The organism is Staphylococcus devriesei, from assembly GCF_002902625.1.
Lineage (GTDB): Bacteria > Bacillota > Bacilli > Staphylococcales > Staphylococcaceae > Staphylococcus > Staphylococcus devriesei.
This window is the reverse complement of record NZ_PPRG01000035.1, coordinates 53,172-66,111: the sequence shown is the minus strand read 5'-3', so window position 1 is coordinate 66,111 and position 12,940 is coordinate 53,172. Positions and strand designations below refer to the sequence as shown.

Annotated in this window: 12 protein-coding genes; all 12 read left to right on the top strand. The window is 30.9% G+C overall.

Annotation, left to right across the window (positions count from 1 at the left end; translation table 11 throughout):
• The first annotated feature begins 89 nt into the window (after positions 1-89).
• Genes CD147_RS06260 through CD147_RS06205 form a run of 12 tightly spaced genes read left to right on the top strand, consistent with a single transcriptional unit; the run spans position 90 to position 12,920 of the window.
• A complete protein-coding gene (locus CD147_RS06260; protein WP_103166561.1) occupies positions 90-752 on the top strand; it encodes a Wzz/FepE/Etk N-terminal domain-containing protein in 663 nt (220 codons plus the stop codon).
• A gap of 18 nt (positions 753-770) precedes the next feature.
• Entirely contained in the window at positions 771-1,472 is a 702-nt protein-coding gene (locus CD147_RS06255) for a polysaccharide biosynthesis tyrosine autokinase (RefSeq protein ID WP_174694337.1), read from the top strand.
• Positions 1,472-2,239, top strand: a complete 768-nt coding sequence (locus tag CD147_RS06250; protein WP_103166559.1) for a tyrosine-protein phosphatase — start codon at positions 1,472-1,474, stop codon at positions 2,237-2,239. The genes CD147_RS06255 and CD147_RS06250 overlap by 1 nt, the downstream gene beginning before the upstream one ends.
• Before the next feature lie 28 nt (positions 2,240-2,267).
• The gene (locus tag CD147_RS06245) at positions 2,268-4,079 is read left to right on the top strand and encodes a polysaccharide biosynthesis protein (RefSeq protein ID WP_103166558.1); all 1,812 of its coding nucleotides are present in this window, start codon (positions 2,268-2,270) and stop codon (positions 4,077-4,079) included.
• Positions 4,080-4,081: 2 nt separating this feature from the next.
• Entirely contained in the window at positions 4,082-5,455 is a 1,374-nt protein-coding gene (locus CD147_RS06240; RefSeq protein ID WP_103166557.1) for an O-antigen polymerase, read from the top strand.
• A complete protein-coding gene (wzx, locus tag CD147_RS06235) occupies positions 5,452-6,819 on the top strand; it encodes an O-unit flippase-like protein (protein ID WP_103166556.1) in 1,368 nt (455 codons plus the stop codon). The genes CD147_RS06240 and wzx overlap by 4 nt, the downstream gene beginning before the upstream one ends.
• A gap of 27 nt (positions 6,820-6,846) precedes the next feature.
• On the top strand, positions 6,847-8,031 hold the full coding sequence (locus tag CD147_RS06230) for a glycosyltransferase (RefSeq protein ID WP_103166555.1): 1,185 nt from the start codon (positions 6,847-6,849) through the stop codon (positions 8,029-8,031).
• A 4-nt stretch (positions 8,032-8,035) separates the two neighbouring features.
• Positions 8,036-8,917, top strand: coding sequence for a glycosyltransferase family 2 protein (locus CD147_RS06225; RefSeq protein WP_103166554.1), 882 nt, complete (start codon positions 8,036-8,038; stop codon positions 8,915-8,917).
• Positions 8,910-9,470, top strand: a complete 561-nt coding sequence (locus CD147_RS06220) for an acyltransferase (RefSeq protein WP_103166553.1) — start codon at positions 8,910-8,912, stop codon at positions 9,468-9,470. The genes CD147_RS06225 and CD147_RS06220 overlap by 8 nt, the downstream gene beginning before the upstream one ends.
• Positions 9,470-10,471, top strand: a complete 1,002-nt coding sequence (locus CD147_RS06215; RefSeq protein WP_103166565.1) for an NAD-dependent epimerase — start codon at positions 9,470-9,472, stop codon at positions 10,469-10,471. The genes CD147_RS06220 and CD147_RS06215 overlap by 1 nt, the downstream gene beginning before the upstream one ends.
• A gap of 14 nt (positions 10,472-10,485) precedes the next feature.
• On the top strand, positions 10,486-11,757 hold the full coding sequence (locus tag CD147_RS06210) for a nucleotide sugar dehydrogenase (protein WP_103166552.1): 1,272 nt from the start codon (positions 10,486-10,488) through the stop codon (positions 11,755-11,757).
• A 23-nt stretch (positions 11,758-11,780) separates the two neighbouring features.
• Complete coding sequence (locus CD147_RS06205; protein ID WP_233649223.1) at positions 11,781-12,920, top strand: glycosyltransferase family 4 protein; 1,140 nt, start codon at positions 11,781-11,783, stop codon at positions 12,918-12,920.
• The last annotated feature ends 20 nt before the right edge of the window (positions 12,921-12,940 follow it).

Below are 12,940 nucleotides of genomic sequence, written 5' to 3'. Positions count from 1 at the left end.
GTTTTGAAATGTATATATTTTAAAAATTTGTTGTAAAACTCTTTTTAAAAATATAAAATTAGTAACGAAATTAGATATTGGAGGTTAACATGGAAAATACAGTTGATTTTACAAAAATATGGGAGATCATAAAGAAAAATTGGAAGCTTTTAGTACTTTTACCTATAGTATTTTTACTAATTAGCTTAATTTACACTTTCTTTATTGCCACTCCTAAGTACGAAGCATCTACTCAAGTGCTAGTTAATGAAAAAGAAAAAGATAAAAATATGATGGCTCAAGAGGTACAGAGTAACATTCAATTAGTTAATACATATTCTGAAATTTTGAAAAGTCCAAGAATATTAGACGAAGTAGCAAAGAAACATGATGATTATTCATCATCTAAATTAAATAAAATGATTTCTGTAAATACAGAAGCGGAATCGCAAATTTTAAATGTCAGTGTTAGAGCAAGTAATGAAGAAAAATCAGAAAAGCTAGCAAATGATATAGCGAAAGTATTTAAAAAACAAATACCCGATATTATGAATGTAGATAACGTGACTGTACTTTCGAATGCGAATGGTACGTCTACAAAAGTATCACCTAAGATTACTACTAATATTGTCGGTGGATTATTACTAGGGCTAATTATTGCTGCACTTATCGTAGCACTTAAAGAATTATTCGATAAACGTATTCGAACAGAAGAAGATGTGGAAAGAGAACTTGAAATACCTGTATTAGGATCTATACCTAAGATTAAATAGTTAAGGAGAATAGCAATTATGGCGAAAAAAGAAGTTAGAAAAAAACTAGATACACCTCTTTATGCTCATGATAAACCCAAGTCAATAACAAGTGAAAAGTTTAGAGGTATTCGTTCAAATATAATGTTCTCAGGCGCTAATCACGAAATTAAGAGTATTATCGTGACTTCTGAGAAACCAGCTGCCGGTAAAAGTATTGTTTCAGCTAACATAGCAGTTACATATGCCCAAGCTGGCTATAAAACGTTGATTATAGATGGAGACATGCGTAAACCTACGCAACACTATAATTTTGAGACATCGAATTACGATGGACTCTCTAATTTAATTATCGGTAAAAGTGATTTTGAAAAGGCTATTCGTGACACAAGAGTTGATAATTTAGATTTATTAACCTCTGGACCAGTTCCGCCTAATCCTTCAGAGTTAATTGCTTCTGATAGATTTAAAAATCTTTATGAACAATTAATGGAAATGTATGACTTTGTACTAATTGATACACCTCCTGTAATTTCAGTTACAGACGCTCAAGTATTTTTACAAAGTGTCAAAGATTGTGTGATGGTCATTGATACTGAAAGAAACAATAAAAAAGAAATTAAAAAAGCAAAACAGCTTATTGAACAAGCTGATGGACATATTATTGGGGCAGTTTTAAATAAAACAGCTGGAGATAAATCATCAAACTATTATTACTATTATGGAGATGAAGCTGAGTGATGATTGATATTCATAATCACGTTTTAATTGATGTAGATGATGGTCCTAAAGATGAAGAAGAAATGCTTAAATTACTTAAGCAAGGAAAAGATGAAGGAGTTACAGATATTGTTGTAACTCCTCACCATCTTAGCCCAGCGTTTGACAATGGATACAGTATTGTAAAAGAAAAATTACAACAACTTTTAAATCTTGATAAAGTAAAAGAGTTAGGTATTAATCTTTATCCAGGACAAGAAATTAGAATAAGCGATCAAATTATTCCGCAACTAGAAAAAGGCGAAGCTATTGGGTTGAACCGCTCGAAGTACTTATTAATTGAGTTTCCTTCTGGTGGAGTTCCTCACTATACGAATCGCCTTTTCTTTGAATTACAATCTAAAGGTTATGTTCCAATAATCGCACATCCTGAGAGAAATAAAGAGATAAGCCAAAACCTAGATGTATTATTTGATCTCGTGAACGAAGGTGCGCTTAGTCAGTTGACTTCAGCTTCATTACTAGGTAAGCATGGTAAAAAAATTCAAAAACTTTCATTTCAAATGATTGAAAATAACCTAGTTCATTTTATCGCTTCTGATGCACATCACGAGACCAATCGTCCTTTCTTTATGAATAGCTTATTCAAAGAGAAAAAGCTTAAAGGTTATGAAGGGAAAATTAAAGAATTGATTAATAATGCTCAAGTTATTATAAAAAATGAGGAGATAAAGAAAAAGCAACCTTCTCAATCATATAACCAAAAGAAACTATTTGGGTTGTTTTAAATTTATGAAGTAAGTTAGGGGGAGAGAAGTGGATAAGTTAAGTGCAAGAGGACGTTTGCTTATACTAATTATACTCGATTCATTGATTGTAGCATTCTCAGTCTTTATTTGTTACAACATTTTAGAACCGTATTTTGAAGGTTATTCACATAGACTTTTAATTCTAACATCAATAATTCTATTAATCTCTCATCACGTTTTCGCGTATATATTCAATCTTTATCATCGTGCGTGGGAGTATGCCAGTGTTAATGAATTATTACTTATAGTTGAAGCTGTAACTTGTTCAATAATAGCAACTGTTGTTTTAATACCATTATTCACAGGGCATCCACCATTCTTTAGACTATATCTAATAACATGGATGATGCATTTAATTTTAATTGGTGGTTCGCGTATTTCATGGAGAGTCGCGCGTGGTTTTGTAGTAGGTAAAAAACAAAAGAAAAAGCCTACACTTATTGTTGGTGCAGGTCGTGGTGGTTCGTTATTAGTACGTCAGATGCTAAGAAGTCCTGAAATGGGATTAGAACCGTTATTAGCTGTTGATGATGATCCGCAAAAACGTAAATTAACTATTGCTGAAGGGGTTAAAGTTCAAGGTAAGATCGAAGATATTCCTACATTAGTTAATAAGTACCGAATTAAACGAATTATAATTGCTATTCCAACGTTAAAACCCACTCGTTTAAAAGAAATTAATGATATTTGTAATAGCACAGGTATTGAATTATTTAAAATGCCAAACATTGAACAAGTATTAGCTGGAGAATTAGAAGTCAATCAATTAAAACGTGTTGAAGTTGAAGACTTACTTGGCAGAGAGCCAGTAGAGTTAGATATGGCAATGATTTCTAAAGAATTGACGCATAAAACAATTTTAGTTACAGGTGCTGGTGGCTCAATTGGTTCAGAAATATGTAGACAAGTATGTAAATTCCAGCCAGAAAGAATTATTTTATTAGGTCATGGAGAAAATAGTATTTATTTAATTCATCAAGAATTAAGCAATATGTATAAAGAAAAAATTGAAATAGTGCCTATTATTGCGGATGTTCAAAATGTTGGACGTATGGAAGAAATTATGGAAATTTATAGACCATATGCCGTTTATCACGCAGCGGCCCATAAACATGTTCCATTGATGGAATACAATCCAACAGAAGCTTTTAGAAATAACGTGTTAGGTACTCGTAATACAGCAGTTGCTGCTAAAAAAGCACAAGTCAGAAAGTTTGTAATGGTTTCAACTGACAAAGCTGTGAATCCTCCTAATGTAATGGGAGCTTCAAAACGAATGGCTGAAATGATTATTCAAAATCTTAATGAAAAAGATGGGCATACGGATTTTGTAGCTGTTCGATTTGGTAATGTATTAGGATCACGTGGATCAGTTATTCCATTATTTAAAAAACAAATTGAGGCTGGTGGTCCTGTGACTGTTACACATCCAGATATGACGAGATACTTTATGACCATACCTGAAGCCTCAAGATTAGTACTACAAGCGGGTGCTTTAGCTCAAGGTGGAGAAGTGTTTGTACTTGATATGGGTGAGCCAGTTAAAATCGTGGATTTAGCTCGTAATCTAATTAGATTAAGTGGTAAATCAGAAGAAGAAATTGGTATCCAATTTTCAGGTATTCGCCCAGGAGAAAAATTATATGAAGAATTATTAAATGAAAATGAAATACATTCAGAACAGGTATATGAAAAAATCTATAGAGGCAAAACTACGACACCACCTAGAGAAGAATTAGAAGAAGTTATTCGCTATTTAAACACTCACAACAATGAAATTAAAGAAACGCTAATTGATTTAGCGAATAGGAAGTATTAATAATGGTTAATTTATATAGAATCGTAGTTATAGCTTTATCAATTATAGGTATATTGGCAACTTTAATTAGTCCAGCCTATATCCCTAATAATTTAGTACTTATACCTTTAATATTTTTAATATTATTTTTAATTTTTCCATCATTTAGTAGATATATGTTTAATAATTTAGGGATAACGGTGATTAATTTCACCATGCTTTTAAGATACGTTGTTTCTCCTTTATTAATGGCTTTTTATGGTTCGAATATTCAAATTGGTGCTACAGTATCGATTTCAATTCAAAGCCGAGCTGTCGGTTTAATGATTTATGAAATGATAATTTTATTCGTAATATTTGCGATATTTCATAAGTATTTTTACACAAATAAGGTTGAATTTTATAACGTTAAAGCTAGACCTAATTTATTTGGTTGGATATTCTTTATAGTAGTAATTCTACTAGTAGCTTTAGATCCGTCATCTATAGGAAGATATTCATTTATATGGTCAACATCCCAACTAAATAACGATACTTTAGCAAATGTTGGTTTAGTAGCTTTGTTTGTGCAATTAGCACAAATAGTATTAACGGTTAGTATACTGAATATTATTTATAAATTTTATGAGAGAAAACCCAATATTTTATATTTGCTACTCTCTTTAGTTGTGATAATGATTTCAGCTTCATTTATTGTTGGCACAAGTAGATCAAGTATTATTATTCCGTTAATCACAGGACTATTTACAGTGTTTATTTTATACAAGAATTATAGAAAACTGATTATTGCTATGTCCGTTATTTTAAGTTTATTAGTAATTGGAATATCTACTCTTTTAAAACAAAATACTAATATTGTTACGTCTAGAGGTTTGTACCACTCAGCTGGCGCTTTAGAGAATTTTAACACTGATGTTCAAATATACTTTTCAGGTTTAGTAAATATAGGACATTCTATTGAAACTTCATATATTTATGAACCATTTCATTTTAATGCAATTTTTGGAGATTTAACCCATTCCGTTATCTTTGTAAATTCACTCTTTAAAAATTATCACAGTGCACTAGTGGCATTTAATGACATGTTTTATAAAAGGGTAGGGGTTAGTGACCAAATTCTTCCTTTATTAGGACAAGGTTACTTATACTTTGGAGCTGTTTTGGCACCGGTTTTCTCTGTAATTGTATTATTTGTAGTTATGCTATTGGATAAAAATATCCAGCATAGTAATTCAGTGTTTACTTTATATGTATATGCTTATTTATGTCTGAAATTTTCACTGTTCTTTATGTCAAATGCCACAATCTTACTTTCATTCTTTACGAATTTCTTCTTGGTATTATTTGTGATGGCAATTTTAAATAAGAGGATTGTAGCTAGAAGGAGAAACGAATGAATATAGGAAAAAAAGATGTACTTTGGGGATATATAAGTTTATTAATGGTGCAAGGAATAAATGTTATTTTATTGCCTGTCATCTTAAGATACTTAAACTCAGCTGAGCTTGGCGTATGGTACACATTTACCTCACTTTATGGCTTAGCAATGTTAATTGACTTTGGTTTTCAAACGATAATAACTAGGAATGTTAGTTATTTATGGTCTGGGGCTCAAAGTGTTAAAAGTGTTGGTTTCGAAACTGTAAATGAGAAAAATTCAAAAATTAATATTCCATATTTTATAAAAGTAATTTCAGCGGTCAAGTTTATTTATACGTCTATGGGTACAATTATATTTGCCCTTTTTATCACAATAGGAACTTGGTATATGGTAAATATTAGTGACGGAGAAATAAGCATGAAAACCATGCTTATCTCTTGGTTGTTTTACATGGTATCGATAGTGTTGAATATTAGTTTCTCTTATTGGAATTCAGTCCTTAAAGGTATAGGGGCGATTAAAACATATAATCAAATATTAGTTGTTACAAAAGGAACACAACTAATTTTATCAGTAGCGTTTCTAATGCTTGGTTTAGGTTTAATAGGCGTTTCAGTTGCTTACTTTATTTCTGTAGTAGTGAATCGAGTTTTACAATCTCTAGCTTATTATAAATACTCGTCTGAAACTCAAGAAACTAAAGGTAAACTGAAAGTTAAATATGATAAAGAAATATTTAACGCTTTATTACCCAACACTTTAAGAACAGGTTCAATTTCAATTTCAAATTACTTAATTATTAATTTCCCAATCATATTGAGCTCATACTTTTTATCGTTAAAAGTATCTGGGCAATTTGGTTTTATAAATCAAATTGTTACCTTGATAATTATGTTGTCTAATTCATATTACAACACTTATTTAGCTAAATTTAATTACCTACGCGTAAAAAATAAATATGATGATTTAATAAAATTATTTAGAAAAGCATTAGTAACAAGTTGGGCGTTTAACTTTATAGCTTTTGCCTTATTTATTTTGTTAGGTAATTGGGTGTTAGATATTATAGGTGCAGATTACACACTGTTGAATTTAGTGCCAATGCTGATTATTATTATCTATCGATTTTTATATAACAATCAAATGTTATTTACTAATTTTTTAGCAACTAAAAATTTAATTCCACATCATAAATCATTTTTAACATCAGCAATAATAACTGTCATAATACAGTTAGTGTTATTGCAATTTATTGATAATAAGTTGATTTATTTACTCTTACCATTACTAATAGTTCAATTAGTTCATAATAATTGGTACTGGGTTTGGTACGTAATTCAAGATATTAGGAAAGATAAAAAATTAACTCACTCAAGTTAATAATTTATAGGTGCTAAGGAGTTTAATATGAAATTATTATTTGTAGTTAACAATTTTAACTTTGGTGGTCCCCAAAAAAGTTTATTAAATCTATTTTATGAACTTAAAGATACAAATCATGAAATCGATTTAATGATACTTAACCAAGAAGATAGTTTAACAAAGTATTTACCTGACTATGTTAATGTGAAAAAGGTTAGTTCGAAATTTTCAGTATTAATGCTTAATAGAAAACATCTCTTATCAAATATTTTGAAAAATTTTAAAAGCCCTAAGTTAGGCATGAAAGCGTTAGTTTTTACTTTGAAAAGTAAACTGAAAATGCATGATAATACAAAAGCAAAGCAACGCTTTTGGATTGATAACAAGTGGAAAGATCTACAAATGAAAAAACGTTACGATTATGCAATTGGCGTTTCAGGTGGTCATTCTGTCTATTTCATTGAAGATTATATTAATGCAAATCACAAAATTGGTTGGATTAGAACAGATTATCGAGTGTTAAAAAGAGACCATGAAATTGATAAAGAGTATTTCGATAAAATGGATGGAATGCTTTCAGTATCGAAAATGTGTTCTGAAATTTTTGAAGATATTTTTCACATTAAACCAGTTACTTTCTATAATAGCTTACCTATTAAATTGTATGAAAACATCGAAAGTGAAAAAATTGATATACAAACAAATAGCTTTAATTTATGCACAATTTGTCGTTTAGATAATGGCAAAGGATTAGATTTATTAATTGAAGCAGCAAAAATTTTAAAATCTAAAGATTTAAATATCAAATGGTATGTAGTGGGAGCTGGAAAATTAGCACAATGGCTTCAAGATGAAGTTGCAAATCACAAATTAGAAGATCTCGTAATACCAGTAGGATTTAAATTTAATACTGGTAGCATAGTGAAAAAAATGGACGTATTAGTACATCCTTCCAGATTTGAAGGTAAATCTAACACAATTGATGAAGCGTTGTATTACAACATTCCTGTAGTTGCTACTAACTTTGAAACAGTATACGAACAAATAACTAACAATGAAAATGGTTTTATCGTCAATATGGATGGACATGAAATCGCTCGGAAAATTGAAGAACTTTATGGAAATAAAACTACTTATCAAACTATTAAAACTAACTTAGAGAAACTTAACGTTGAACCTGAAGATAAAGGTAAAGAATTTATAGAAACGATAAAACACATAGGGGGTTAATATTATGCTAACTATCTTTACTCCTACATTTAATAGAGCACATACTCTTCCTAGATTATATGATTCATTATTAAAACAAACAGATTATGACTTCGAGTGGTTAATAGTTGATGACGGTTCGACTGATGAGACCCCTCAACTAGTTAAAAGTTTTAGCACTGATAAGTTTTCTATTCGTTATATTAAACAAAGTAATGGAGGTAAACATATTGCCTCTAATGTTGGTTTGAAAGCAGCAAAAGGGGACATTTTTGTTGTATTAGACAGCGATGATTGGTTTTACCCCAATGCTGTAGAAGTTTTTAATACAAAGTTTAGAGAAAACAAAGATATGAAAGCACTAATTACTTTGGATACTTATGAGGATGGCAAAGTGGTTGGGGAAGAGCTACCTGAGATTGAAAAAGTAAACTGGGTAGACTTGCGATATAAATATAAAGTTCGACATGATAAATGTTATGTCTTTGCAACGAATATAATTAGAAATATGACTTTTCCTCAATATGGGGAATCGAGACATATGCCACCTTCATATCAATGGTTCGAATTCAGTAAACTATATGATTGTTATTTAGCTAATATCAATACTAAATATGTAGAATATCAAACCGATGGTATAAGTAGTAAAGTCAAAACTAATTATTTTAAATCTGCAGAAAACTATTGTGAATATCGAAAGTTAGCACATAACCAATTACCTACTCTTAAAGATAAAGTGATTAATTATTTGTTATATGATATATCATGGATAGATACTGGACTTAACTTGAAGTATAAATTTAAAGATACTGAAAAATTCACCACTTCTCTAGCATTAACGCCATTCGCATTAGTACTTTATTATTATTACAAAATAAAGTTCAAGAGGAGAGGATTAATTGACTAGTTTATTGTCGCAAAAGTGCTTTAAATTGTTGCAATTTCCATACAAATTTTTACCGAAACCAATATGTAATCTGATATGGGACATCTCATTAATAAATGATTCCTTAGCAGCAATTGTGTATAGAAGACTTTATTTAAGTAAATACGCTAAAAGTGTTGGGACAAACACCCATATCGGGAAATATGTAGTTTTGAAAAATGTACAAAATTTAGTTTTAGGAAATAATGTAAGTCTACATTCTTATTGTTATATAGATGCGCATGGGGGAATAGATATAGGGAGCAATGTTTCAATAGCTAATCATTGTACCTTAATTTCCTCAGAACATACTTGGGGGGACAAAGACAAACCTATTAAGTATAACAAGATACAATCAAAAAGGATTTGTATAGAGGACGATGTTTGGATTGCAGCAGGTGTAAGAGTGCTTGGAGGCAATACAATTAAAACTCGTTGCATTATTGGAGCAGGCGCAGTTGTAAATAAGGATACAGAACCGAATAGTCTTTATGTAGGTGTTCCAATTAAAAAAATCAGGGAGGTAAATAAATGATGAAAGTTTTGATTACTGGAGCTGCAGGTTTTATCGGCTCAACATTAGCGAAAAAATTAATCAGTCAAGGCTATGAAATAGTAGGTATTGATAATCTCAATGACTATTATTCAGTTCAATTAAAAGAAGACAGATTAAAATCTATTGGAAAAGAAAATTTTACTTTTTATAAAAATGATTTAGAGGATTATGAAAAAGTAAATCAAATCTTTGAAGATGAAAAGCCAGAAGTAGTTATTAATTTAGCAGCACAAGCCGGCGTTAGATATAGTATTGAAAATCCAAGAGCTTATATTGACTCAAATATTGTTGGATTTATGAATATCTTAGAAGGATGTCGCCATCATAGTGTTGAACATTTAATATATGCTTCATCAAGTTCTGTATATGGTGCGAATACAAATAAACCATTTAAAACATCTGATAATATAGACCACCCATTAAGTCTATATGCAGCTACTAAAAAATCAAATGAGCTAATGGCACATACTTATAGTCATCTATATAACTTACCGACAACTGGTTTACGTTTCTTCACGGTTTATGGACCATGGGGTAGACCAGATATGGCTTTATTTAAGTTTACTAAAGCAGTTGTAAATGATGAAACAATTGACGTTTATAACCACGGTAAGATGATGCGTGACTTTACTTACGTTGATGACATTGTAGAAGCAATTAGTCGCTTAGTGAAAAAACCGGCTCAACCAAATCCTGAATGGTCTGGTGCTAACCCAGATCCAAGTTCATCATATGCTCCATATAAAATCTATAATATCGGAAATAACAGTCCAGTTCGTTTAATGGAATTTGTAGAAGCTATAGAAAACAAACTTGGTAAAACAGCCAAGAAAAATTACATGGATTTACAACCGGGAGATGTACCTGAAACTTATGCCAATGTGGATGACTTATTTAAAAATATTGATTTTAAACCAGAAACATCTATTCAAGATGGCGTAAATAAATTTATTGATTGGTATCTAGAATATTATAAATAAAGGGAGATTTAATTATGGATAGAAATATAGCAGTAGTTGGATTAGGATATGTAGGTTTACCCGTAGCGGTAACATTTGGCAGAAAACACGAAGTAATTGGCTTCGATATTAATGACAATAGAATAAAAGAATTAAAAGATAATCATGATAGAACAAATGAAGTTACTTCAGAAGGCTTGAAATCTACAAATATTAAATTTACATCTAATGCTGAAGATTTAAAAAAAGCTGATTTTATTATCGTAGCTGTTCCAACTCCTATCGATAAAAATAACAAACCAGATTTAACTCCATTAATTAAAGCGAGTGAAACAGTAGGTAAAGTATTGACTCCTGATACGATTGTCGTTTATGAATCAACAGTTTACCCAGGAGCAACAGAAGAAGATTGTGTACCTGTATTAGAAAAAGAATCTGGCTTGACTTGTGGTAAAAATTTCTTTGTTGGTTACTCTCCTGAAAGAATTAACCCAGGTGACAAAGTGCATACATTTGAAACAATCACTAAAGTAGTATCTGGTCAAACTCCTGAAGTATTAGAAGTTGTTGCTGATGTATATGGTTCAGTAGTGACTGCTGGCGTTCATAAAGCATCATCAATTAAAGTAGCTGAAGCAGCAAAAGTTATCGAAAATACTCAACGTGATGTAAACATCGCATTAATGAATGAACTAGCACTTATTTTCGACAAATTAGATATCGACACAAATGAAGTACTACGTGCATCAGGTACTAAATGGAATTTCTTAAACTTTAAACCTGGCCTAGTTGGAGGCCATTGTATCGGTGTGGATCCATACTATTTAACGCACAAAGCGCAAGAAGTAGGACATCACCCAGAAGTCATCTTAGCTGGTCGTCGCATTAATGATAATATGGCTAAACACATTGCTTCTAACGTAATTAAAGGCTTATTAAAACAAGGATTAGAAGTTCAAGGTGCTACAGTAAATGTATTAGGTTTAACTTTCAAAGAAAATTGCCCTGACCTAAGAAATACTAAAGTTATTCATATTATTGAAGAACTAAAAGATTATGGTTTAGATGTTCATGTAAGTGATGTTGAAGCTGATAAAGAAGAAGCACAAAAATTCTACGGTATTAACTTAGAAGATAAAAAAGACTTACCAACAGCAGATGCAGTTGTATTTGCAGTAGCACATACTGACTACATTGATAATAAACAAGATTATTTAAACCTTGTTAAAGATAATGGCATGGTTCTTGATATTAAAGGTATTATTAGCGATGACGAAATCGGAAATAAAGGTTTATGGAGATTATAAACTTACTTTCCATATAAATAAGGGTGATCGTATTGGCTAACAAAAAAATATTTCAATTAGTAACGGTCTCTAAAAGCATTACCTTAATGAAAGGGCAAGTTGAATATTTAAGAGATAAAGGCTTAGACGTTCATATTGTATCTTCTGAGGGACCAGAACAAAAAACCTATTCGTCTGATATTACTCATGCAATTAACATGGAAAGAGAAATTTCTTTAAAAAATGATTTGAAATCATTGTTAAAAATGATTAAGTTATTTCAAAAAGAAAAACCTTATATTGTTAATTCTGGCACACCTAAAGCGGGCCTTGTTGGAACCTTGGCCGCTTTTATCACGCGTAGACCCGTTCGTATATATACGGTGCGTGGTTTAAGGCTAGAAACAGTAACGGGGTTAAAATATAAAGTTCTATATGCTATGGAGAAATTAGCGATGTTTTGTGCAACGGATATAATTGCAATTTCAGATAGCTTAAAGGATAAAATTGTTGAATTGGGTCTAGAGAAAAAAGCTAACATCAAAGTATTAGGATTTGGCAGTTCAAATGGTATTAACCTCGAAAAGTTCCAAAAAGAAATCAATGACATTCCTGATGATTTAAGTGGAATAATAAAAGATCAGTTTGTTATTGGCTATGTCGGACGAATTGTAAAAGATAAGGGTATCCATGAAGTAGTGGAAGCGTTTAAAATAATTCAAAAACAGCATAACAATGTGAAATTGCTTATTGTGGGTCCTATCGAAAAAGACGATTCAATTAGTCAAGAGGACTTCCAATATTTACAAAGTAACCCAAATATCATTATGACAGGTCATGTTGCTAATACAGTGAATTATTACAATCATATGGATGTACTTGTCTTTCCTACATATCGTGAAGGTTTTGGGAACGTAAGTATTGAAGCTCAAGCTGTGGAAGTGCCAGTTATAGTAAATAACGTAACTGGAGCTAAAGATACACTTATTGATGGTGTGACTGGCTATCTAGTCGAAAAAGGAGATTATAAACAAATAGCTACTAAAGTAGGCTATTTAATTGATAATCCTAAGATAAAAGAAAAATTAGGTAAAAATGGAAGAAAAAATGTAGAAGAAAAATTCAGAAATGAAGTAGTTTGGAAACATTTAGAAACGATATATAAAAACAATCTTCCTGTTTAAAATTATTTAACAAGGAGGGA